Here is a 22,416-nt window from a genome sequence, read left to right on the forward strand (position 1 = left end):
CCCCTTCCCGAAGTCCTGCCGGACGGGCCTCCTCAAACGCCGGAGGGGCTGAAAATCAGCCCCTCCGGCGTTTGAGGAGCGGGGTCCGGGGCGGAGCCCCGAAGCGTCGCAGACTTTCGGGAAGGGGCGGGTCAGGGGAAGAGCCCCCGGCAGACCGGAAGCGGACCGAGAGCCAGACCGAGAGCGGACCGAGAGAGGACCGGGAGGGGCCGGGCGCACGGTGGTGCGGTCCGAACGACGCCTCGCCCGAAGGGGGACCCGGTATGCCGGATCGCAAGCTGAACGTGGCCGTGCTGATCGGCAGCACCCGTACCGGCCGCTTCGGCCCCGTGCCCGCCCGGTGGATCGCCGAACAGGCCGCCGGGCGGGACGACTTCGACGTCGACGTGATCGACCTGGCCCAGGTGTGGCTCCCGGACGTACTGCCGGAGAGCCTGGACGGTTCGCTGCCGCAGGCCGTCCGCGACCTGGCCCCCTGGCTGACCAGGGCCGACGCGTTCGTGATCGTCACGCCCGAGTACAACCAGAGCTTCCCGGCCTCGCTGAAGAACGCCATCGACTGGTACGTGGACGAGTGGAAGGCGAAGCCGGTCGCGTTCGTCTCGTACGGCGGCATCGCGGGCGGCCTGCGCGCGGTGTCGGACCTGCGCGCCGTCTTCCCCGGGCTGCACGCCGTCACCGTCCGGGACTCGGTCTGCTTCCCCGACTGCCGGGACAAGTTCGACGACGAGGGCCGCCCCAAGGACCCCGAGGGCTGCGCGGCCTCGGCCAAGTCGATGCTCGACCAACTCGCCTGGTGGGGCCGGATGTTGAGGACCGCCCGCGCACGGGAGCCGTACCCCGGCTGACGGCACCTCAGGCCCTCACGTACGCAGAAGCACGCACTCGTACTCCGCTCACGCACACCGCTAAGGAAGGACCCACACCCATGTCGTCGAACGCCCCCGAGGCTTCCGTACGGAGGGCCGGGTCACGGGAATGGCTGGGGCTCGCCGTGCTCGCCCTGCCCACCCTGCTGATCTCCCTCGACCAGAGCGTGCTGTACCTGGCGCTGCCGCACCTCGCGGAGGGCTTGCGGCCCACGGGCACGCAGACGCTGTGGATCATGGACGTCTACGGCTTCATGATCGCCGGCTTCCTCATCACCATGGGCACGCTCGGCGACCGCATCGGCCGCCGCAAGCTGCTGATGATCGGCGCGGTCGCGGTCGGTCTCGCCTCGGTCGCCGCCGCGTACGCCGGGAGCGCGGAGGCGCTGATCGTCACGCGTGCGCTGCTCGGCGTAGCCGCCGCGACCCTGATGCCGTCGACGCTCGCCCTGATCAGCAACATGTTCCAGGACCCGTACCAGAAGGGCCGCGCCATCGCGGTGTGGGCGAGCTGCTTCATGGGCGGTACGGCGCTCGGCCCGGTCGTCGGCGGCGCGCTGCTCGAGTACTTCTGGTGGGGCTCGGTCTTCCTGCTCGGCGTGCCCGTGATGGTGCTGCTGCTCGTCGCCGCGCCGCTGGTGCTGCCGGAGTACAAGGCCCCGGACGCGGGCCGCATCGACCTGGTCAGCGTGCTGCTCTCGCTCGTGTCGATCCTGTCGGTGATCTTCGGCCTGAAGGAGCTGGCCCGGTACGGCTTCGAGGTGCTGCCGATCGTCGCGGTCCTCGTCGGTCTGGCCGTGGGCTGGGTGTTCGTACGACGTCAGTGCAGGCTCGAACACCCGCTGCTCGACCTGAAGTTGTTCCGGGTGGCGGCGTTCACGGCCGCGCTGCTGATCCTGATGGTGTCGATGCTCGGCACCGGCGGCGGCTACCTGTTCATCACCGGGTTCCTGCAGATGGTGGAGGGCATGTCGCCGATGGAGGCGGGCCTGTGGATGGTGCCCTCGGCGGTCGCGTCCGTCCTCGCCGCCCAGCTCGCGCCGGTCCTCGCCAAGCGCTTCCAGCTCGGCACCGTGATCGGCGGCTCGCTCCTCATCGGCACGGTCGGCTACGCGCTGCTCGTCTTCGTCGACCCGGTCGGCGGACTGCCGCTGCTGCTCGCCGGGTTCGTCGTCATCTTCGTCGGCGTCGGTACGTTCGGGGCGCTCGGCACCAGCATGGTCGTCGGGTCCGTGCCGCCCGAGCGGGGCGGTTCGGCGGCGGCCCTCTCCTCCATCAGCGGCGACCTCGGCAACGCGCTCGGCGTCGCCACCCTCGGCAGCCTCGGCACGGCCGTCTACCGGAACGCGTTCACGCCGCCGGCCGGCACCCCCGCGGACGCCTCCGCGGCGGCCGGGTCGAGCATGGAGGCCGCCCTCGACGCCGCCCGGCAACTGCCCGCGGCGGCCGGCGAAGCCCTGCTGACCGCCGCCAAGTCGGCGTACACGGACGGGCTCAACACGATCGGCGTCGCCTGCGCGGTCATCACCGCGATCAGCGCGGCGATCGCCCTGACGATGCTGCGCAGGCGCGGCGCGGGGCGGGTCGACTCCGGGGCCGGGGCCGCGCCCGAGGCGGAGGCGGCGCCCGGGGCCGGGGCCGAGGCCCCGCGGGGAGCGCAGGCGGCGCAGGAGGGGTCTCTGACCGGCACCGCCTGACGGGACGCACTCATTTCGTCAACTTGCCCTCCCCTGGCGGGTCTTGGCCCCCCGGCACCCGGCACCCCGCACCCTCTCGTACCCAGGAGACACCATGCCCGTCCGCTCCGATGGCCCCAGCCAACCCAGCCAACCCATTCAACCCAGCCAACCCGTCCAACCCAGCCAACTCCCCACTCCGACAACGCCGGACACGGCTGCCCGGAGCAACTCCGCCCCACCCCGCGTCGCGGGACCGTGGCTCGCCCTGATCGCCGCCCCGGCGACCTTCGGCGTCGCCGCACCGGCCGTCGTACTGCCCAGGATGGCCGACGGCTACGGCCTCACCCCGGACGTCGCCAGCTGGCTGGTGACCGTCGCGGCACTGTCCATAGCCGTGGGCACACCCCTGGCCGGCGGCCTGATCAGCAGACGCGGACTGCGCACCGCACTGCTCGCCGCCACCGTCCTGCTGGTCGCCGGCACCCTCCTCGTGGCCGCCGTGCCGTGGCTGCCCGCGGCCCTGCTCGGCCGGTCCGCCCAGGCCCTGGGCAGCACCGGCCTGATCGCCGTCGCGATGAACCTGGCGGGAACCGCCCGCCGGTTGGGCCTGATCACCTCGACGATCGCCGCCTGCGCGGCAGCCGGCCCGCTGGTCGGTTCGCTGGTCACCGCGTGGACCTCCTGGCTGGTCGTACTGCTTCTGCCGGTGCTGGCGGCGCTGTTCGTGCCGCCCGTCCTACGGCACGCCCCCACCGCCCCGTCCGACGACAGCCCCTTCGACGGACGCGGCGCGGTCCTGCTCACGGCGCTTGCGACCGCCCTGGTCGTCATCCCGTACTTCCCGCTGCCCGCAGCGGTCGGCGCGGCGGCGGCCGCCCTGCTGCTCGCCCTGCACATCAAGGCCCGCCCCGACGGGTTCGTCCCCGTCGCCCTGCTGCGCTCCCCGGTGTTCATCGGCGTCAGCCTGCTCGCCCTGCTCCTCGCCACGTCCTTCTTCCGGCTGCTGTTCGTCGTCCCCGGGCAGCTCTCCGCCGAGGCCGGCTGGAGCGAGGACGCGATCGGCGTGGGCACCCTGGTCTCCCAAGTGGCGGGCTCCGTCCTCGCGTTCGCCATCGCGGCGCTCGCGATGCGCATGGGCCGCATCCCCGTCGCGGCGATCCTGGCCGCCGCGGGCGTCCTCGCCGCCGTACTGACCGTCGTCTCCGTCTCCGCCTCCGCCTCCGCCTTCGTCGTCCTCGCGGCTCTGGCCCTCGCGCTCTTCGCCGCGGCCGGCGGCCAGGGCGCGCTCATGGCCTTCGCCACGGACACCGTCGCCAGGGCCGAACGCCCGGTGGCCATCGGCCTGTTCAACCTCAGCTACCAACTGGGCGGAGCACTCGGCCCCGCCCTTGTCGCGATGTCCGCCGCCCCGTGAGCGCCGCCGCGTGAGCGCCGCCTCGGGGACGCGGAACGGGCCGTCCCCACGGTGAGTGCGGGGACGGCCCGTACGGGAAGGCGACCTCAAGCAGGGCTTACAGCAAGGCCTCAGCAGGCTCTCAGCAGGGCTTGATGTACCAGGTGCGGACGCCGATGCTGTGCTTGACCTTCTTGTCGGCGTACGGGGCCTTGGTGGTCAGGATCGTCTTCCTGTTGGCGTTCTTGAACTTCGCCTTCGTCCCCGACGTCTGGTTGTTGATGTAGCGGGTGGGGATCCACTTCCCGCTGATGTACCAGTTCTTGCAGTAGTAGAGGTCCTTCCACTTGGACTTGCCGGTGGAGGTGTTGCGCAGCTTCACGCACAGGGCACCGGAGTTGCAGCTCTTCTGCACCGACACGTCGGTCGACGCCTTGGCCGCCGCGGGAGCCGACGCCTCGGCCGGTGCGACGCCGGCGCCGAGCGCCAGAGCCGCCGCACCGGCGACGGATACGGCAGCCGCTCGCTTCTTGATGCTCGTCAGTACCACGATGTGTCCCCCTGTCAGGCATTCCTCTTATGTCGCCGTACGCGACTTTTTGCGGTCACTGGACAGCTTTGCCGAGGGACTCGGCGGCGGACAACGAGCTTCGCCCCAGCCCGAAACAGCCGAGCACGGTCCGAAACAGCGGAGCGCGGCCCGAGGGCCCGGAGCGGCCGGAGCAGCCGGAGCAGCCCGGGACCTTCCCCCGACCGCACTCCATGTGCTCCAATCGACGCGAACCCACGGACCGGGATGCGAGTCAGTCCCGGGGCGGCCCGTCGCGTACGGGCCGGACGGCGGGGAGCGACTCCGGGCGGAGCGCTGGACGCCGGGCGTACGGGATCCAGACACCACAGGAATCCGCGTACCCGAAGGATCACCATGAGCAAGTACGTGCTCGGCCAGAACCAGTACGGCAAGGCCGAGAACCGCATCGTCAAGATCGTGCGCAAGGGCAACGAAGGCTCCTGGCACGAGATCCGGGATCTGAACGTGTCCGTCGCGCTGCGCGGCGAGTTCCGCGACGTGCACCTCACCGGCGACAACGGCAACTGCCTGCCCACCGACACCACCAAGAACACCGTGTACGCCTTCGCCAAGGAGCACGGCGTCACCTCGCCCGAGGACTTCGGCACCCGCCTCGCCCAGCACTTCACGAACTCGCAGAGCGTCATCCACGAGTCACAGGTCCGCCTCGAGGAGTACGCCTGGGACCGCATCCCGGTGCCGACGCGCAGGGACCAGCACTCGTTCGTGCGCAGCGGCCAGGAAGTGCGCACCAGCCAGGTCACGTTCAACAAGCACACCGGCCAACTGCAGATCGTCTCGGGCCTGAAGGACCTGACGGTGCTGAACTCGACCAACGCCGAGTTCCACGGCTACATCAAGGACAAGTACACGACGCTGCAGGAGGCGTACGACCGCATCCTGGCGACCAAGGTCACCGCCCGCTGGGCCTACTCGGCGGCGGCCGCGGCCGACCCGGACACCGACTGGGACCGCCTCTACAAGAAGGCCAGGCGGCTCATGCTGGAGGCCTTCGCGGAGACGTACAGCTACTCCCTGCAGCAGACCCTCAACGCCATGGCCGAGCGCATCATGGACCACTGCCCGCAGATCAACGAGGTCCGCCTCAACCTCCCGAACAAGCATCACTTCCTGGTCGACCTGGAGCCGTTCGGCCTGAAGAACGACAACGAGGTCTACTTCGCCGCGGACCGCATGTACGGCCTGATCGAGGCCACGGTCCACCGCGACGGCATCACCCCGGTCATCGCCACCAGCGACTGGATCACGGCCTGAGCGAACCCGAGCGGACCCGAGCCGAGCTGAGCAGACCTGAGCTGACCCGAGCCGAGCTGAGCCGAGCTGACCGTCCACGCCGCGACTGCCACGACAGCCGCGGCGTGGGCCTGCAGGTTCGACGGAGATTCCCCAACTCTCCTCCCAGGCCGCCAGGTTGAGCGCGCACGAGACGAGCGGCTGCAGGGCCTCGGGGTGGCCGAGGTCATCGGCGGCGTCGGCCCAGATCAGGTCGGCGCCGAGAGCGGGATCGAGGGATCCGTCCACGATCCGACCGGCGGTCCAGTGGGCCATGGCCCACTTCGCGGCCCGGGGGTCGGCCTGCGCCCGGACATCCCGGTCCCCTCGTCGGCGGCTGTGCCGGAACCCTAGCCCCGTACCCTCACCTACCTCCGTAGTGGCAGATTCTGCCACTACGGAGGTAGGCTGTGCGCATGCCCCGCCCCGCCCTCGATGACGCCGCGCTGCTGCGGATCTCCTCACAGTGCGCCGACGTGATGATCGCGGCGGGCGACGCGTCCGCCTCGGTGGCCGAGTTGGCGGCCGCGGCCGGGATCTCGCCTCGTACGTTCCACCGTTGCTTTCCGACCAAGGCCGACTGCCTGCGTCCGCTCCTCGACGCGGGCAATCAGGCGTTCGCCGCCGCGCTCGCCGCGCAGCCGCCCGGCACGCCCTTGCCCGAAGCTCTCCATGCCGCGTTGACGGTGTCGTTCACGGACCGGCCGGAGGAGTCGATCCGCCGGCTGATGCGGCTGACGTTCCAGGACGTCGGGCTGCGGCGGGTGTGGCTGGAGACCGCGCACGAGACGGCCCGGCTGATCCGCCCGGCCGTCGCGGAGTTGACCGGCACGCCGGTGGACGACCTGGCCACGACGGTTGCCGCCGGGCAGGCAGTGGTCGCCATCATCACGGTCCTCGAACACCTGGTCCGCGACGAGCGAGGCCTCGCCGACCTGCTGACGGACACCGTTCACACGCTCTACGGAGAGCACAGCGCCCACCGGACCGGCGCGTAACCGAGCCACTGGACACCCGCACCACCCCGCATACCCCGCCCACCCCGCGTACTACGAGAAGGAGCACCCCCATGCCCAAGGCCGCGATATACCGCGAGTACGGCGACAGCAGCGTGCTGACGATCGCCGACGTGCCCATGCCCGAGCCCGGCCCCGGCATGGTGCGGGTCCGGGTCGAGTACGCCGCCGTGAACCCGGTGGACTCCAAGATGCGGTCGGGTGTGCTCGGCGACGGCTCTCCGCTCGCTGCGCCCGCCATCGCCGGAATGGACGTCGCCGGGGTCGTCGACGCCGTGGGCGAGCACGTCGACGGCCTCCGGCCCGGCGACCGTGTCGCCGGTCTCTCGCCCAGCGGGGCCGCGGCCGAGTACGTCGTCACGTACGCCGCCGCGCTCGTGCAGGTGCCCGAGCACGTCTCCTCCCTGGTCGCGGCGACCATCGGCGTCGGCGGCTCGACCGCTGTGCGCGCGCTGGGACTCGCCGAGGTCACGAAGGGGCAGCTGATCCTCGTCGACGGCGCCGCCGGGGGCGTGGGCACCTTCCTCACGCAGCTCGCCCGCGCCCGTGGCGTCCAGGTCGTCGGCACCGCCTCCCGCCACAACCACGCCCACCTCACCACGCTCGGCGCCACCCCGATCGAGTACGGGTCCGGGGCCGAGTGGGAGCGGGCGGCGCTCGAAGCCGCTGCCGGCGGCCTCTACGACGCCGCGTTCGACCTCGTCACCGGCGGCAAGTACGACGTGTTCCGGCGCATCACCACGCCCGACGCACCGGTCGTCACGCTCGTCGACCCGGAGGTGCCGGCCCGCGGCGGCATCCTCGTCACGGGCCTTGAGCCGAGCTTCGACCACGCCCTGCAGGAGGTCATGGACGCGATCGCCGACGGCGAGCTCGACGTCCCGATCGCCGAGGTCTTCCCGCTCGCCGAGATCGCCGCGGCCCAGGACCTCTCGGCCGAGGGACACGTACGCGGCAAGCTGGTCCTCGCCGTCGCCGCACCCTGAGGCCGGCCCTCAACCACGTCGGCCGCGGACCCGAACGCCCTCCGGGCGCCGTAGGACGGAAGGATCATGTCCGTGTGAAGGACGGCGTGAAGGACGGCGTGAAGGACGGCGTGAAGGACGGCGTGGAGGACGGTGTGGAGGACGCAGAAGACCGGGTGTCCGACGTGAGCCCGACGGCGCGCACCGCCCTCGCGTGGGTGCCGCCGTTCGGCCTGTGGTCCGCGATCCAGCGCATCCGGCAGGAACACGACCCGCAGATCCGCCGCTGGCCGCCGCACGTCAACGTCCTCTTCGGATTCGTACCGGAGTCCGACTTCGAGCAGGCCCTTCCGCTGCTCGCCAGGGCGGCCGCGCGAACGCGGCCGTTCACGGCACGTCTCTCCGGGGTGCGGGTCTTCCGGCATCGGGCGTACGCGACGGTCTGGCTCGATCCGGCGGCTGCGGGGCGGGGGCCGTGGCAGGGCCTGTACGGGTCGCTGGTCGAGGCCTTCCCCCGGTGCCGCGGCCGGCACGGCGGGTTCACCCCGCACCTGTCCCTCGGCCGGACCCGCGACCCGCGCCGCGTCGTCGCCGACTGCACGGCCCGGCTCGACGTCATGACGACCGAGGTGGACGAGCTCGTACTGCTCTCCCGGCGCGCCGACGACCCCATGCGCCCGCGCGCCACGGTCGCCCTGGGCAGCGGTGAGGTGCGCCGGTACGAAACGTACGGGGCGGCCTCGGGCGGCGCGGGCGAGGTGACCGCCGAGGACGTCGCGCGGTGGGCCCAGGCCCGCCTGGACCAGGAGAGGTGAGAGGCCGCGTTGAGCCAGTACTACGACCTGGGCGAGCAGCCCCTCTGGAACCCGTCCAACGGCGCTTCCCACCTGTTCCTCAGCCAAGTACGCCTCTACGAGGCCGAGCTCGCCCGCGTCATGACGGCCTGAGCCTGAGCCGCTCGCCGGGCCCCGCACAGGGAGGCCCGGCGACAAGGAGGCCCGGCGCCCGTGTCGGCTACGCCGAGATCGCTGCCGCGGCGACCGCCGCGATCAGGCGATGGTTCTCCGGCGCCCCGCCACCCCCGCCCGCGGCGAACCGGCGACGGGTGTAGCTGTACGCGATGCCGGTGGCGGGATCCGCGAAGGACTGTGCGCCGACCGCCCCGCTGTGCCCGAACGCCCGCGCGCTCAACGACCGCCCGTACCGGACGCCTTGGGCCTCGAAGCCGAGCAGGAAGTGGTCCTCCTCCCCCGTCACCAGGTCGGTGCCGGGCGTGTGCGGGGCGGTGAACTCCGCGAGCACGTCCGGGCCGAGCAGCGGGGCGCGGCCGTCGACCGTCGAGATCGCCGTGGCGTACAGCTTGGCCAGGCCCCGAGCCGTGCCGACGCTCCCGGACGAGGCCGAGCCCTGCGCGCGCACCGCACGGGTGTTGGCGTACGCCACCAGGTCGGTGGGCGGATCGGCGTGCACGTTGAAGGCGAGCCCGGTCAGACCACCAGGCACCCCGCCAGGGCGCTGCGGCTGCGCCTGCACGGGCAGATAGCGGCGCTCCTCGCTCTCCGGCAGGCCGAGGTGGAAGTCGAGGCCGTACGGGATCCGCAGCCGCTCGGCGTAGTGCTCCTGGAGGGTGCGGCCGGTGCTGCGGCGGACGACCTCGCCGGTCAGGGCCGTGACGGTGAAGGCGTGGTAGCCGTACCTGCCGCCGCCCGGCGTCCAGGCCGGGGGCAGCGGCCCGAGCAGCTCCGCGAGGCGTCGTTCGTCGGCGAGCTCCGCGGTGCTCAACCCCTCGGCCGTACCGAGGAGTCCGGCCTTGTGGGACAGCAGGTCTCGCAGCGTCAGTCCGGCCTTGCCGGCGGCCGCGAACTCGGGCCAGTCCCGCGCCACGGGCCGGTCGAGGTCAAGGACGCCGTCCTGCACGAGCAGTGCCGTGACGAGGTGGGCGGCGCCCTTGCCGGAGGAGTACAGGGCGAACAGCGCATCGCCGGTGACGTCGGGCCCGGTCCACAGGTCGACGACCTGGCGGCCGTGCAGCCGTACGGCCAACTGCGCGCTCAGCCCCGGCTCCTCCCCCGCCACGGCGGCGAACTCCGCGCGTACAGCGGCAAATTGAGCGTCGACGCTGCCGTGCACAGCAGCCGAGCCGCCGTGCACAGCAGCCGAAGTGAGCGGCGCGGAGGAGGCGTTCATCGAGGCGCTCCCCCTCATACCGCGGCCGGCACGGCGGCGGCACGGGCGGCCTCGACCTTGCCGGCGAGCGCGTCGAGCAGCTCACCGAGGAGGCCCCGCGTGGTGGCGTCGGTGAGGTTACCCGCGTCGTCGAACCGCTCGTGCGAGCGGAAGACGATGACCTCCGGCTTCACGACCAGGTCCGAGTCCGTCCAGAGGAACATCTGACGCAGCGCCAACTGGGCCCGTACGGAACCGAAGTTGGTGGGCGCGGCCCCGGTGAGGCCGATCGGCTTGCGGTGCAGCGGGAGGCCCTCGGCGCCGGTCCAGTCGGTGCTGACCCAGTCGAGGGCGTTCTTCAGGACACCTGGCATCGAGTAGTTGAACTCGGGCGTGGCGATCAGCAGCGCGTCCGCGGCGGCGATCCGGTCCCGCAGCGCACGCACGGCGGCCGGGCGCAACTCCGGGGTGTCGAGGTCCATGTCGTACGGGGGAATGTCCCGGAGCCCCTCGTAGAGGCTGACGGCGACATCGGCGGGGGCGAGGGCGCGGGCGGCGCGCAGCAGGGCCGTGTTGTGGGAGTCGGCGCGCAGGCTGCCGGAGATGGCGAGGACGTCGATTCGGCTCATGGATTCTTCAACTCCGAGGTGATGCAGGGGCATTGGGATCTCTTCCGCAACGACTTGAACTGTACGGTCCAGTTCAACTGAACTCAACTGTTCAGTTCAGGTACTTGCTAGGATGAGGCCGATGAAGGACGCGACGAAGGACCCGACGAAGGGCTCCACGAAGGGCTCCACGAACAAGCGGAAGCAGCCGTCAGGAGAGCGCGCGGCGCGCAAGCGCACGGCGATCATCGACGCCGCCCGGGAGCAGTTCCTCCACCATGGCTTCGGCGTCGGCGTGGACCAGATCGCCGCCGAGGCGGGCGTGTCGAAGGTGACGATCTACAACCACTTCGGCAGCAAGGAAGACCTGTTCACGGAGGTGGTCGGCGACGCACTCGAACAGGCCCTCGGCGACTCGGCCCGCACGATGAACCGGCAGCTGGAGACGGACGACGACATCCGCGAGGTGCTCGCCGCCGCGGCCCGCGGCTGGGTCGAGGGCATCGCGCAGGACGAGGTCCTCGCGCTGCGCGCGCTCATCGCCGCCGAGTCCAACCGCTTCCCCCAACTGGGCCGCGCCTGGCGCGCGCAGGGCCCCGACCGCTTCGCCGAACCGCTCGCCGCGGCCCTCAACTCCCGCGCGGACCTGGACATCCCCGACATGGAGGTGGCGATCGTCCAGTTCTACGCGCTGGTCCTCTACCCCCACATCGTCCACAGCGCCTACGGTGAACGCCTCCCCTCCGACCTCGCGGAACGCCTGGTGGAACGCGGGGTGGACATGTTCTTGGGGTACTACAGGAGGGCTTGAGCCGGGCTGTCGCCCGTGAAGCGCTGCCCCATGGCGATCTCGTCGGCCACCACCGACCAGACGGTCTCGTCGTCCTGGAAGGGGAGCGGGTCGACGCTGCTCGTCTCCTGGCGGATGCGCTCGACCTCGGCGTCCAGTCGCTCGAAGTCGGCCTCCTCACCGCCACCGCGCACACCGCCTCCGTCGTCGCCGTCGCCGAAGGTGAACTCCCCCAGCAGGCGCTGGAGTCGGAGGGCGACGTGGACGAGGGAGGAGACGTCCGCGTGGAGGGCCCGCACGGTCTCCCCGTCGGCGTCGAAGGCGTACACCGTGCCCGTACCGGGGTCGAGGGCGAGGTGGGCGTTGAGCAGCCAGCCGATGACGGGCCACTCGCCGGCGCCCTCCGGGACGTCCTCCGCACCCCCTACGCCTCCGACGCACTCCAGATCGAAAAGCACTGCAGGAACTCCGAATTCGGCAGCGGACGAGAGCTGAGAACGACGAACGGCCAACGGGAAGCGACAAACGACGAACGCCGCCCATACCTACATCAGCCCAGCGGAATGTCCACCCCGTGCTCGTCCAGCGGGCGGGGCCCGTGGATGCGGCGGTCGGACTCGGCGATGGCGACGTCGTTGATGCTCGCCTCGCGGCGGCTCATGAGGCCGCGCTCGTCGAACTCCCACAGCTCGTTGCCGTAACTGCGCCAGAACTGCCCTTCCGCGTCGTGCCACTCGTACTGGAAACGCACGGCGATCCGGTTCCCCTCGAACGCCCAGAGGCTCTTGCGCAGGGCGTAGTCCCGTTCGCGCTCCCACTTCCGCGTCAGAAAGGCGACGATCTCCTCGCGGCCGCGGACGAACGTCTCACGGTTCCGCCAGGTCGAGTCAGGGGTGTACGCCGACGCCACCCGGTGCGGGTCGCGGGTGTTCCAGGCGTCCTCGGCGGCCTGGACCTTGCGCAGGGCGCTCTCGCGGGTGAACGGCGGGAAGGGCGGGCGGTCCTCCGACAACTGCGGCGACTGCGGCAACTCCGGTCTCCTCACGTTGAGAACGTACGTTCTCGATCAACGAGGCTAAGGTAGAGAACGACCGTTCTTGACGTCAAGCGCCCAGGGAGCCACCGGTGCCCGCCCCCATCACCGAGGAACAGCAGCGCCTGGACCGCGAATCGCTGCTCGACGCGGCCGAGCGGCTCTTCTACGAGCGGGGCGTGCAGGCGGTCGGCATGGACGCGGTCCGGGCGGCGTCCGGACTGCCGCTGCGGCGGATCTACCAGTCGTTCGCGACCAAGGAGGACCTCGTCGTGGCAACCCTCCGCCGGCGTGACCTGCGCTGGCGCGGCGAGCTCGCCGCCCACGTGGAACGGGTCCCGGAGCTCCCCGACCCCCGCGAGCGCGTCCTCGCCGTCTTCGACTGGCTCGCCGAGTGGTTCGCGCAGCCGGGCTTCCGCGGCTGCGCCTGGATCAACGCGCACGGCGAACTCGGGTCGTCCTCGCCTGCGATCCTCGCCGAAGTACGGGCCCACAAGCGGGCGTTCCACGACCAGCTCGCCCGCTGGGTCCGAGCCACCGGGGTACCAGTGGTCGAACCGGTCTACCTGCTCGCCGAGGGAGCCATCGTGACCGCCGGCATCAACGCCGACCCGACCCCGGCCCGACACGCCCGCACAGCCGCCGCCGCACTCCTCGGCATGTCCTGAGCCGAGCGCGCCCGGTCAACAACCCTGCGCCTTGCGGAAGTTCGCCCCTCACTGGGAGCCCGACCCGACCGACCGAAATTTTGAAACGCACAGTCCAATACGTGCTACGCTGCCTGCATGGCACGACCGAGGACGTTCGACGAGGAAGTCGCCCTGGAGGGCGCCATGCGCCTGTTCTGGGAGAAGGGCTACGAAGCCGCCTCCACCCAGGACCTGTGCGAGGCGACCGGCCTGGGCCGCAGCAGCATCTACAACGCCTTCAGCAGCAAGCACGCCCTGTTCGTCCGGGCGCTGACGCATTACCTCGACACCATGACCGCCGACCAGACGACCCTCCTGGACGACACCGGCCAGTCGCCCCTGACCCGGATCCGCAGCTTCCTCGCCGGCGCCGTCGACGCCGAGGAGCACAACCGCCACGAGCGCCTGGGCATCGGCTGCCTGGGCGTCAACAGCAGCACGGAGCTCTCCCTGCGCGACCCGGAGGTCGCCGGCCTCCTGCAGCGCGACCTGGAGCGCCGCCTCGACTCCCTCCAGGGCGTGATCGCCGCCGGCCAGCACGCCGGGGAGATCTCCCGGACCCGGGAGCCGCGCGCCATCGCCCTGTTCCTCAACGCCACCATCGGAGGCATGCGCGTCTCGGCCCAGAACGGCCTCGACCGCACCGCACTCGAAGCCATCACCGAGACCGCCCTGGACGCGCTCACCCCCTGACCCCTCCCACCCCAGCCCCTGATCCCTCCCGCCTCACCCCCTGACCTCTCCCGCCTCACCCCGCCGCAGTTCGGCACACCCCAATTTCGTACTGAACGATCCAAAACCCTCGCGCAAGCGACCCCGACTCCCACGCAAGGACGTGATCCGCTCATGCCCCGTACGGTGTATGTGCTGGCCCTCGGCATCTTCGCCATGGTGACCAGCGAGTTCGTCGTCGCCGGCCTCATGCCGCAGATGGCCGAAGGCCTCGGTGCGACGATCCCTCAGATCGGCTACCTGATCACCGCGTTCGCCGTCGCCATGGCGGTCGGCGGCCCCTTTCTGACCATGGCTCTGATGAAGCTGCGCCCGAAGCCGGCGCTGCTCGTCCTCTTCGTCGTCTTCCTCGTCGGCAACGCACTCGCCGCGACCGCCACCGGCTACGGCGTCATGCTGACCGCCCGCATCATCACCGGCATCGCGGCCCAGGCGTTCTTCGGCGTCGCGATCTCGGTGTGCTCCGCGGTGACCCGGGAGGAGATCCGCGGCCGCGCCATCGGCGTCGCCATGAACGGGCTGATGCTCGGCACCCTCCTCGGCCTGCCGATGGCCACCTTCATCGGCGGCCACCTCGGCTGGCGCGCCGCCTTCTGGGCCATCTCGCTGCTCACCGTCATCGCCGCCGTGGCCACCTTCTTCGGCGTCCCGCGCCTGGAGCGTCCGGGCAGCTCCAGCGGCACCTTCCGCGAAGAGGCCCAGGTCTTCAAGAAGCCGCGGCTGTGGCTCGTCCTCTCCACCAGCACGCTCATCATCGGCGCCACGTTCTCCGCGTTCAGCTACTTCAACCCGATCCTCACCGAGGTCAGCGGCTTCAGCGAGGGCACCGTCCCGGTCCTGCTCATCGCGTACGGCGCCGCCACGGTCATCGGCAACAGCGTCGTCGGCCACCTCGCCGACCGGCGGACGGTGAGCGTCCAGGTCGTCGGGCTCGTCCTCAACACCCTGTTCCTCGCCGGGTTCGCCGTCTTCGCCGAGGTCAGCGCGGCCGCGGTCGTCCTGATGATGGGCATCGGCCTGGTCGGCGTGACGATGAACCCGGCGATGGCCACCCGTGTCCAGCGCACCGGCAACCCGGGGCCGCTGGTGAACACGGTCCACTCCTCGTTCATCACCCTGGGCGTCATCATCGGCTCGTCGCTCGGCGGCGTCTTCGTCGAGAGCTTCGGCCTGCGCTCGCCGCTGTGGCTCGGCGCGGCGATCGCCGTGCTCGGCCTCGTCAGCCTCCTGCCCGAACTGCGCCGCCGCGGCCACCCCGCCCCGAAGCAGACCGCCACCGCGCCGGGCACCCCGACCGCGGGCGACCTCGGCCCGGCCAGGGAGGCGGAGCGAGCAAGCGTCTGACCGGACCCTGATCCGACAACGCGTCACGCCAGAAAACATCCGCACCCCCGGGTTCCGTCGGCCGTCCGACGGAACCCGGGGGTGCGGCGCGTCCAGCAACCTTGCCCCAACTCCCCTTACACGCCGGGAAGTTCGGCCCCTTCGTCCAGGCGCGCGAGCACCTTGTCGAGCACGGCCCCGAGCGCCGCCAGCTCCTCCTCACCGACGGCGTCGAAGATCAGCCTGCGCACCGCCCGTACGTGCGCGGGGGCCGCCTGCTCGATCGTCCTGCGGCCCGCGGGCGTCAGGACGACGAACGCCCCGCGGCCGTCCCCGGGCACCTCCTCCCGCCGTACGAGACCTCGGTTCTCCATGCGCTTGATGTGGTGCGAGAGCCGGCTGCGCTCCCAGCGCAGGGCCCGCGCCAGGTCGAGCACCCGCACCCGCGCCTCCGCGGTGTCGGTGAGCTGGACCAGCACGTCGTAGTCCGGCAGGGAGAGTTCGGAGTCGGCCTGCAGCTGGCGGTGCAGGGCCGCCGGCAGCTCGGTGTTCATGCGCAGCCAGCTGCGCCAGATGTGCTGTTGCTGATCTGTCAGCCACGGTGCTTCAGGGTCCACGAGACAAGCATAGGCCGGAATTGGTGATACGTCACCTGCATAGTTGACGTATCACCTAATACCTGATCGTATGTGCGTGACGCGTCACGTACATACGTCGGACCCCGGCGCGTCCACCCCGCCGCACAGCGCCCTCCGGGCGCGGGAGGAGACCGAGAGATGAGCATTCACGGCAGCGGAGCCAGGCCCGGACAAGGCTCCAGCGCATGGCTGTGCACCACACACCTCCTGATGCACAAGGTCACGGCCGGCGGCCTGCACCCCGTGCCGGCCTGCCTGGCGTACTCCGCGGACGACCCCTTCACGGTCTACCTGGACAGCCACACGGACACCGACATCCCGGTGACCTGGGAGCTCTCCCGCGACCTGCTCGCGCTCGGCACTCAGGAACGAGTCGGGGTCGGCGACGTCTCGGTCTACCCCGGCCACGGGCGCGACGCGGACAGCCTGTACCTGCTGCTCACCGGGCGCGACGCGGACGGGGAGGCGGAGACGGCGCTGATGCGCGCCCAGGCCTCCGACGTGGAGGCCTTCCTGCGCTGGACCGAGCGAATCGTCCCGCCGGGCAGCGAACCGGACCACTTCGACGCCGACGGACTCGTCCGCCAGCTCCTCGGCCAGGACATCGGCGAGGGGTGACGAGCCGTCAGGCGCGGGGCTTCACACGGGTGTTGGGCCGTTCACGCGGGGCGTTCGGCGGCCTCCAGGCGGGCCAGCACCTTGTCGACGGCGGCGCCGAGCGCGGTCAGCTCGTCGGCGTCGACCGAGTCGAAGACGAGGTCGCGCACGGTGCGCACATGCGCGGGGGCGGCCTGCTCGATGGCGGCGCGCCCGTGGGCGGTGAGGACCACATAGGCGCCGCGGCCGTCGCCGGGGACGTCCTCACGTCGTACGAGTCCACGCCCCTCCATCCGCCTGATGTGGTGCGAGAGCCGGCTGCGCTCCCAGCGCAGGGCCCGTGCCAGGTCGAGCACCCGCACCCGCGCCTCCGCGGTGTCGGTGAGCTGGACAAGGACGTCGTAGTCCGAGAGGGACAGGTCGGAGTCCGCCCGCAGCCGGCGGTGCAGGGCCGCCGGGAGCTCGGTGTTCATCCGCAGCCAGTTCCGCCAGATGTGCTGTCGACGCTCGCTCAACCAGGGGGTCTCGGTGTCCATGACGTCAGCGTACCCAGAAATTGGTGACACGTCACCAGAAATGGTTGACGCGTCACACATCCCCCTGCTGGAATGTAGGTGACGCATCACACAACTCCCGTCGACCGCCGCCGACGGGGCACCGTCAGGAGAGTCATGACCACGCACACCGGCAGGGGCCAAGGGAGCGCCGGACCGGGGCGCCCGCCCCCGCGGGACGCCGCCGATGGCGCGCCGCCGGAGCTGTCCGCGCTGATCGGCCCGGCCGTGGCCGCGCTCATCAGCGACCCGACCCGGCGCCGCCAGGCGTGGCACCTGGACGTCACGGACCACATGGCCCGCCTCGCCCGCTTCAACACCCGCCTGACGCTGGGGGCTTGGGGCATGCCCGAGGAGGTGGCCGAGGATGCCGAGCAGATCGTCGGCGACCTCGCCGGTCATGCCGCACAACACCCCGGCGGCCCGGCGATCGCCCTCGGCCTCACCCTCGACGGCAACGTCCTGACCCTCCGCGTAGTCGGCTCCGCCCTCCCCGACCCCGACTCCGCCCCTGACCCCGGCCTGCCGATCCTGGCCGCCCTCGCGTCCCACTGGGGCCGCACCAGCACACCCCACGGCACAGCCGTCTGGGCCCAACTCGACTTGGGGGAGGGCGGGTTCGGGCGGTCGGGGTGAGGGGGCGGCTGCCGCGCTGGGTGTGTGGTCGCCCGGTGCTACGGTCGCTCGGATGACGCGTTCGGCAGTACCAACTCGCGCCGTTGACCTGCGGATTGAGCCCGTGGACGAGGTTCTGGAACGTGTGGAGACCGCGCTCCGGACGTGCCTGGACCGAGATTCAGTCGTACGGAAGCGCCGCTCGGTCGGGGCGCGGACGGACCGGGGCACCTGGGTGCGCGTGGAGCGGCGCGGGTTCGACCGAATCGACGCGCAGGGCTGGAACGGGACCGAGCGCGCCGCGTTCCTGAACGGCGTCGCCCAACCCGAGTGGCACGGCTGCGTGGTCTGGCGGGACGCGGCCGAGCCGGTGATGTGGCGGGCCGACGAGACCGACCTCCTGCCCGCCCCTCCCATCGGTACGGCCGTACTGAGCGGGGACCCAGAGCTGCCCGACGACTGGTGGCCGCAGTTCAACGCCTCGCTCGACGCGCTCATGGGGCAGACCACCCGGCGCATCGCCACCCCGGACACCGTCACCCTCACGCAGGCCGTCGTCACAGAGTCCATCCGCAGCGTGTTCGCCGATGGCTTCGAAACGACCGTCAAAAACTGGGTGCCCGCCCACGCGGACCTGAACTGGGCCAACCTGACGGCACCGGAGTTCTGCATCTTCGACTGGGAGGACTGGGGCAACGCGCCGCGTGGCCTCGACTCGGCCTCGCTGTGGGCGAGTTCGCTCGCCGCCCCGGCTCTGGCCGACCGCGTACGACACGAACGGCGCTGCGACTTCGCAAGCCGCGACGGCAAGCTGATGGCGCTGTTCACGGCGTCGAAGATCCTCGGGCCGCACGCGCATCCGGAGGACCCGAGGATCAAGCCTGCTCGCCTGGTGGCGGAGCAATTCGTCGCGGAACTTCAGGCCGGCTGACCGCGCGCTCGGCTCCGGAGAAGCCGCCCGAGGAGTCAGAGCAGTCAGCCCCCGAAGGCCGTGGCGTGGTGGGTGACCCAGTCTGCGTAGGTGTGGGCACAGTGGGGCGCACGAAGCCAGTAGAGCTCAGGGCTCCCGGTGGCCGAGGCCCGCCGAGATGCGCTGGGCGGCGCGGGCCATGACCGCGGTCAGGCCGCGCATCCGGGGGGCGGGCATGTAGGGGCGGGTCGCGGAGACGCTGATGGCGCCGACGACCTCGCCCGCCGCGTCGCGCACGGGCGCGGCCACACAGCGGATGCCGGGCTCGTTGTCCTCCAGGTCCATGGCCACGCCCGCCTCGGCGTACTCGCGCATCCGCGCCAGGAACGCGTCGACGTCCTCCGGGTGCACCTCGCCGGGCTCCACGGGCGCCTCCGCCTCGTACAGGGCCTGCCATTCCGGGGCGGAGTCGAGGAGCAGGGCCATGCCGACTCCGGTGCGGGTGAGGGGCATGCGGTGGCCGATGCGGGAGCGCATCTCGGCGCCGCGGGTGCCGGGGAGTTTGTCGAGGTAGAGGACGGACTCCCCGTCGCGCACGGCGAGGTGCACGGTGTCCTGCAACTGCGCCGAGAGCTCTTCGAGCACGGGCCGGGCGACCACCGGCAGGGGGTTGCCGTGGAGGGCCTGGAAGCCGAGTTCGATGAGGGTGGGGCCGAGCGCGTACCCATCCTTGCCGCCCCTCAAATAGCCCTCGGCGATGAGGAGTTGGGCCAGGCGGTGCACGGTGCTGCGGCCGATGCCGGTGCGTTCGACGAGCGTACGGAGATCGTGCGCGCCGTCGGCCACGGCGCGGATCAGCGCGAGACCGCGGGCGAGGGTCTGGGTGCCGGGCGCCGGCGCCGGAGTGTCAGCCATGCCCCCGACCCTACCCATCCAGTCCTATATATAGGGACGGTGTTCGCATTATTGGGATCGGCCTCGCAGAGTGACGCCCATGACGGACACCGAACCGGGCCGCGCCCCCGGCCTCGTCGCGCTCGACTGGGGCACCTCCGGGCGGCGCGCCTGGCTGCTCGACACTCATGGCCGCACCCTGGAAACCCGCAGGTCGGAGCATGGACTCCTGGCCACGACGGAAGGCGTCGACGCGCACGATCCGCACGCCAGGGCGGCCGCCCACGAGGAGGCCCTGTGGGAGGCCTGCGGCGACTGGCTGACCTCGTACCCGGAGGCGCCCGTGGTGGCGTGCGGCATGGTGGGCAGCGCGCAGGGCTGGGTCGACAGCGGGTACCGGACCGTGCCGGCGCCGGTGGACTTCAGCGCACTGGTGCCGGTGGCGCACCGCGCGGGCGTACTGCATGTGGTGCCGGGCCTCCGGGTCGCCTCGGACGCGACCGGGCCCGGCGATGTGATGCGCGGCGAGGAGTCCCAACTCGCGGGCGTCCTCGACGAGTTGGGCGAGCGCGACGAACCGTTCACGGTGGTCCTGCCGGGCACGCACACCAAGTGGGTCCGCCTCGACCGCGGCCGCGTCACCGACTTCCACACCGCGATGTCGGGCGAGCTGTACGGCCTGCTCACCCGCCACGGCCTCCTCGCCCGCACCGCCGAGCCCGCTGCATCTTCCGAACAGGCCGGATCTTCCGAACAGGCCGGATCTGCCGTACGGGATGAGCCTGCCGTACGGGATGAGCCTGCCGTACGGGATGACGCGGCCTTCGCGCGCGGCCTTGCCGCCGGGCGGTCGCGCGGGCTCGCCGCGGAGCTGTTCGGGGCGCGGCCCCTGGTCCTCGACGGCCTCCTCGCGCCGGCCTCGCTGCCGGAGTACGTGTCGGGCGTGCTGATCGCCGACGAGGTGGCGCACCTGCTGCCCGGCACGGAGGGCGACGTGGTGCTCTGCGGCGCGGCCGACCTGTGCCGGCGCTACGCCGCGGCGCTCGCGGTGCACGGGGTGCGGCCCAGGGTGCTCGGCGAGGAGGTCACCGCCATGGGGCTGTGGCGGATCGCGGGGCGGGCGGGGCTCCTCGGCCCTGAAACCGGCAGCCCTGAAACCGGCAGCCCTGAAACCGGCAGCCCTGAACTCGGCCCCCAGGACGACGTACCAGACGTACGCCAGGAAAGGACACCGCGACGATGACGACGTTGACCACGACAGGGCTGATCGCGATTCTGCGCGGCGTCGAGCCCGGCGAGGTCGTGGAGGTGGGCCGGGCGCTCGCCGAGGCCGGCATCACCACGATCGAGGTGCCGCTCAACTCCCCCGAGCCGTTCACGAGCGTGCGACTCCTCGCCGACGAGCTGGGCGAGCGGTGTGCGATCGGCGCGGGCACCGTGCTCACCGTCGAGGACGTGGCGCGGGCGCGGGACGCCGGGGCTCGGCTGATCGTGGCCCCCAACTGCGACCCGGCGGTGATCGCCGCCGCGGTGGCGGCGGGCCTGACGCCGTACCCGGGCGTCGCCACCCCCACCGAGGCGTTCACGGCGATCGGCGCGGGCGCCCGGCGGCTCAAGCTCTTCCCGTCCGACGCGGTCGGGATCAGCGGCATGAAGGCCTGGCGGGCCGTGCTCCCGCCGGACGTCGGCCTCGTACCGGTCGGCGGGGTCGACGAGACGAACCTGGCCGCGTGGGCGGCGGCCGGCGCGGTGGGAGCCGGGCTCGGCTCCCACCTCTACCGGCCCGGCGACACCGCCGAGACGGTCGGCGCCCGTGCTCGCGAACTGGTCCGGATCTGGCACGAAGCCCTCGGCCACCAAGCCCTCAACCACTAAGCCCTCAACGGGCCTGAAGACGACAGCGTTGCCCTTGCAGGAGTGGAGAACCGATGAAAATCACGTCAGTGACGACGTATCAGGTGCCGCCGCGCTGGTGCTTCCTGAAGATCGAGACGGATGCGGGCGTCACCGGGTGGGGCGAGCCGGTCCTGGAGGGCCGGGCCGCTTCGGTGGCCGCCACCGTCGAGGAGCTCTCCGACTACCTCGTGGGGCAGGACCCGTCGCGGATCGAGGACCTGTGGACGGTGCTGTACCGGGGCGGGTTCTACCGGGGCGGCGGCCTGCACATGAGCGCGCTCGCCGGCATCGACCAGGCCCTGTGGGACATCAAGGGCAAGGCCCTCGGGGTGCCGGTGCACGAGCTGCTCGGCGGGCGGGTGCGGGACCGGATCAAGGTGTACTCGTGGATCGGCGGCGACCGTCCCGCGGAGACGGCCCGAGCCGCGCGCGAGGTGGTGGACCGCGGATTTACCGCGGTGAAGATGAACGGCACGGAGGAGCTGCAGTACCTCGACACCTGGGACAAGGTCGACCAGTGCATCGCCAACGTGGCTGCGGTACGTGAGGCGGTGGGCCCGAACGTCGGCATCGGCGTCGACTTCCACGGCCGGGTGCACAAGCCGATGGCCAAGGTGCTGCTTCGTGAACTGGAGCCGTACCGGCTGATGTTCGTCGAGGAGCCGGTGCTCTCCGAGCACGTCGACGGCTTCGCCGACGTACTGCGCAACTCGCCGATACCGATCGCGCTCGGCGAACGCCTTTACTCCCGCTGGGACTTCAAGTCCGTGCTCGCCTCCGGGGCCGTGGACATCGTCCAGCCCGACCCCTCGCACTGCGGCGGCATCACCGAGGCCCGCAAGATCGCGCACATGGCGGAGGCGTACGACGTGGGCCTCGCGCTGCACTGCCCGCTCGGGCCGATCGCGCTCGCGGCCTGCCTGCAGATCGACGCCGGCTGCTACAACGCGACGATCCAGGAACAGAGCCTGGGCATCCACTACAACACCAGCAACGACCTGCTCGACTACCTCGTCGACCCCGCGGTGTTCACGTACGAGGACGGCCAGGTCGCCATCCCGGACGGTCCTGGCCTCGGCATCGAGGTGAACGAGGAGTACATCGCGGAGCGCGCCGCCGAGGGGCACCGCTGGCGCAATCCCGTGTGGCGGCACTCCGACGGCTCTTTCGCGGAGTGGTGAGCGG

Annotated in this window: 25 protein-coding genes and 1 pseudogene; 18 read left to right on the forward strand and 8 right to left on the reverse strand. The window is 71.5% G+C overall.

Going from position 1 to position 22,416, the window contains the following annotated elements; genetic code table 11:
• The first annotated feature begins 263 nt into the window (after nt 1–263).
• From QIS96_RS17910 to QIS96_RS17920, 3 genes are all read left to right on the forward strand, one after another.
• Nucleotides 264–848, forward strand: coding sequence for an NADPH-dependent FMN reductase (locus QIS96_RS17910; RefSeq protein ID WP_282543633.1), 585 nt, complete (start codon nt 264–266; stop codon nt 846–848).
• 80 nt (nt 849–928) lie between these two features.
• Nucleotides 929–2,566, forward strand: coding sequence for an MFS transporter (locus QIS96_RS17915; RefSeq protein ID WP_282543634.1), 1,638 nt, complete (start codon nt 929–931; stop codon nt 2,564–2,566).
• Between the two features lie 94 nt (nt 2,567–2,660).
• A complete protein-coding gene (locus QIS96_RS17920; RefSeq protein WP_282543635.1) occupies nt 2,661–3,962 on the forward strand; it encodes an MFS transporter in 1,302 nt (433 codons plus the stop codon).
• Nucleotides 3,963–4,083: 121 nt separating this feature from the next.
• Here the strand turns inward: QIS96_RS17920 and QIS96_RS17925 are convergent, their stop codons facing one another.
• Nucleotides 4,084–4,491, reverse strand: coding sequence for a hypothetical protein (locus QIS96_RS17925; protein ID WP_282543636.1), 408 nt, complete (start codon nt 4,489–4,491; stop codon nt 4,084–4,086).
• 375 nt (nt 4,492–4,866) lie between these two features.
• Here QIS96_RS17925 and pucL point away from each other — a divergent pair, with 375 nt between their 5' ends.
• From pucL to QIS96_RS17950, 5 genes are all read left to right on the forward strand, one after another.
• Nucleotides 4,867–5,787: a factor-independent urate hydroxylase gene (pucL, locus tag QIS96_RS17930; protein WP_282543637.1), complete on the forward strand. Its 921-nt coding sequence runs from the start codon at nt 4,867–4,869 to the stop codon at nt 5,785–5,787.
• A 434-nt stretch (nt 5,788–6,221) separates the two neighbouring features.
• Nucleotides 6,222–6,803 carry an acyl-CoA-like ligand-binding transcription factor gene (locus QIS96_RS17935; RefSeq protein WP_282543638.1) on the forward strand — a complete coding sequence of 194 codons (582 nt, stop codon included), beginning with the start codon at nt 6,222–6,224 and terminating at the stop codon, nt 6,801–6,803.
• Nucleotides 6,804–6,874: 71 nt separating this feature from the next.
• Entirely contained in the window at nt 6,875–7,807 is a 933-nt protein-coding gene (locus tag QIS96_RS17940) for an NADP-dependent oxidoreductase (RefSeq protein ID WP_282543639.1), read from the forward strand.
• A gap of 74 nt (nt 7,808–7,881) precedes the next feature.
• Nucleotides 7,882–8,601, forward strand: coding sequence for a 2'-5' RNA ligase family protein (locus QIS96_RS17945; RefSeq protein WP_282543640.1), 720 nt, complete (start codon nt 7,882–7,884; stop codon nt 8,599–8,601).
• A 9-nt stretch (nt 8,602–8,610) separates the two neighbouring features.
• Entirely contained in the window at nt 8,611–8,733 is a 123-nt protein-coding gene (locus QIS96_RS17950) for a DUF6086 family protein (RefSeq protein ID WP_408907207.1), read from the forward strand.
• A gap of 67 nt (nt 8,734–8,800) precedes the next feature.
• Here the strand turns inward: QIS96_RS17950 and QIS96_RS17955 are convergent, their stop codons facing one another.
• Together QIS96_RS17955 and QIS96_RS17960 are read right to left on the reverse strand one after the other, a co-directional pair.
• Complete coding sequence (locus QIS96_RS17955) at nt 8,801–9,973, reverse strand: serine hydrolase domain-containing protein (protein WP_282543641.1); 1,173 nt, start codon at nt 9,971–9,973, stop codon at nt 8,801–8,803.
• 14 nt (nt 9,974–9,987) lie between these two features.
• Complete coding sequence (locus QIS96_RS17960; protein ID WP_282543642.1) at nt 9,988–10,581, reverse strand: NADPH-dependent FMN reductase; 594 nt, start codon at nt 10,579–10,581, stop codon at nt 9,988–9,990.
• A gap of 121 nt (nt 10,582–10,702) precedes the next feature.
• Here QIS96_RS17960 and QIS96_RS17965 point away from each other — a divergent pair, with 121 nt between their 5' ends.
• A complete protein-coding gene (locus tag QIS96_RS17965) occupies nt 10,703–11,371 on the forward strand; it encodes a TetR/AcrR family transcriptional regulator (protein WP_282543643.1) in 669 nt (222 codons plus the stop codon).
• Here QIS96_RS17965 and QIS96_RS17970 read toward each other — a convergent pair.
• Together QIS96_RS17970 and QIS96_RS17975 are read right to left on the reverse strand one after the other, a co-directional pair.
• Nucleotides 11,356–11,766: pseudogene (locus QIS96_RS17970) on the reverse strand (SUKH-4 family immunity protein); the annotation flags it as partial. The gene QIS96_RS17965 and the pseudogene QIS96_RS17970 overlap by 16 nt on opposite strands.
• Nucleotides 11,767–11,900: 134 nt before the next feature.
• Nucleotides 11,901–12,362 (reverse strand): nuclear transport factor 2 family protein, encoded by a 462-nt coding sequence (locus QIS96_RS17975; RefSeq protein WP_282543780.1) that lies wholly within the window; start codon nt 12,360–12,362, stop codon nt 11,901–11,903.
• Between the two features lie 113 nt (nt 12,363–12,475).
• On the opposite strand from QIS96_RS17975, the gene QIS96_RS17980 reads away from it, so the two are divergent.
• The 3 genes from QIS96_RS17980 (at nt 12,476) to QIS96_RS17990 (ending at nt 15,148) form a co-directional block, all read left to right on the forward strand.
• Nucleotides 12,476–13,051, forward strand: a complete 576-nt coding sequence (locus QIS96_RS17980) for a TetR/AcrR family transcriptional regulator (protein WP_282543644.1) — start codon at nt 12,476–12,478, stop codon at nt 13,049–13,051.
• Between the two features lie 117 nt (nt 13,052–13,168).
• Nucleotides 13,169–13,765, forward strand: coding sequence for a TetR/AcrR family transcriptional regulator (locus QIS96_RS17985; RefSeq protein ID WP_282543645.1), 597 nt, complete (start codon nt 13,169–13,171; stop codon nt 13,763–13,765).
• 153 nt (nt 13,766–13,918) lie between these two features.
• Nucleotides 13,919–15,148, forward strand: coding sequence for an MFS transporter (locus QIS96_RS17990; RefSeq protein ID WP_282543646.1), 1,230 nt, complete (start codon nt 13,919–13,921; stop codon nt 15,146–15,148).
• A 116-nt stretch (nt 15,149–15,264) separates the two neighbouring features.
• Here the strand turns inward: QIS96_RS17990 and QIS96_RS17995 are convergent, their stop codons facing one another.
• A complete protein-coding gene (locus QIS96_RS17995; RefSeq protein ID WP_282543647.1) occupies nt 15,265–15,744 on the reverse strand; it encodes a MarR family winged helix-turn-helix transcriptional regulator in 480 nt (159 codons plus the stop codon).
• A gap of 159 nt (nt 15,745–15,903) precedes the next feature.
• Here QIS96_RS17995 and QIS96_RS18000 point away from each other — a divergent pair, with 159 nt between their 5' ends.
• The gene (locus QIS96_RS18000) at nt 15,904–16,383 is read left to right on the forward strand and encodes an SsgA family sporulation/cell division regulator (RefSeq protein WP_282543648.1); all 480 of its coding nucleotides are present in this window, start codon (nt 15,904–15,906) and stop codon (nt 16,381–16,383) included.
• Between the two features lie 41 nt (nt 16,384–16,424).
• Here the strand turns inward: QIS96_RS18000 and QIS96_RS18005 are convergent, their stop codons facing one another.
• Nucleotides 16,425–16,898 (reverse strand): MarR family winged helix-turn-helix transcriptional regulator, encoded by a 474-nt coding sequence (locus tag QIS96_RS18005; protein ID WP_282543649.1) that lies wholly within the window; start codon nt 16,896–16,898, stop codon nt 16,425–16,427.
• A gap of 135 nt (nt 16,899–17,033) precedes the next feature.
• Here QIS96_RS18005 and QIS96_RS18010 point away from each other — a divergent pair, with 135 nt between their 5' ends.
• Complete coding sequence (locus tag QIS96_RS18010) at nt 17,034–17,552, forward strand: ATP-binding protein (protein ID WP_282543650.1); 519 nt, start codon at nt 17,034–17,036, stop codon at nt 17,550–17,552.
• A gap of 52 nt (nt 17,553–17,604) precedes the next feature.
• Nucleotides 17,605–18,462, forward strand: coding sequence for a hypothetical protein (locus QIS96_RS18015; RefSeq protein ID WP_282543651.1), 858 nt, complete (start codon nt 17,605–17,607; stop codon nt 18,460–18,462).
• A gap of 126 nt (nt 18,463–18,588) precedes the next feature.
• On the opposite strand, the gene QIS96_RS18020 is transcribed toward QIS96_RS18015, so the two are convergent.
• Entirely contained in the window at nt 18,589–19,356 is a 768-nt protein-coding gene (locus QIS96_RS18020; protein WP_282543652.1) for an IclR family transcriptional regulator, read from the reverse strand.
• A gap of 79 nt (nt 19,357–19,435) precedes the next feature.
• On the opposite strand from QIS96_RS18020, the gene QIS96_RS18025 reads away from it, so the two are divergent.
• From QIS96_RS18025 to dgoD, 3 genes are read left to right on the forward strand one after another with little or no spacing between them, the layout of a single operon-like run.
• Nucleotides 19,436–20,578 (forward strand): 2-dehydro-3-deoxygalactonokinase, encoded by a 1,143-nt coding sequence (locus QIS96_RS18025; protein ID WP_282543653.1) that lies wholly within the window; start codon nt 19,436–19,438, stop codon nt 20,576–20,578.
• On the forward strand, nt 20,575–21,210 hold the full coding sequence (locus tag QIS96_RS18030; protein WP_282543654.1) for a 2-dehydro-3-deoxy-6-phosphogalactonate aldolase: 636 nt from the start codon (nt 20,575–20,577) through the stop codon (nt 21,208–21,210). The genes QIS96_RS18025 and QIS96_RS18030 overlap by 4 nt, the downstream gene beginning before the upstream one ends.
• Nucleotides 21,211–21,263: 53 nt before the next feature.
• The gene (gene dgoD, locus QIS96_RS18035) at nt 21,264–22,412 is read left to right on the forward strand and encodes a galactonate dehydratase (protein WP_282543655.1); all 1,149 of its coding nucleotides are present in this window, start codon (nt 21,264–21,266) and stop codon (nt 22,410–22,412) included.
• The last annotated feature ends 4 nt before the right edge of the window (nt 22,413–22,416 follow it).

The sequence above is a fragment of the Streptomyces cavernicola genome, from assembly GCF_029968035.1.
Lineage (GTDB): Bacteria > Actinomycetota > Actinomycetes > Streptomycetales > Streptomycetaceae > Streptomyces > Streptomyces cavernicola.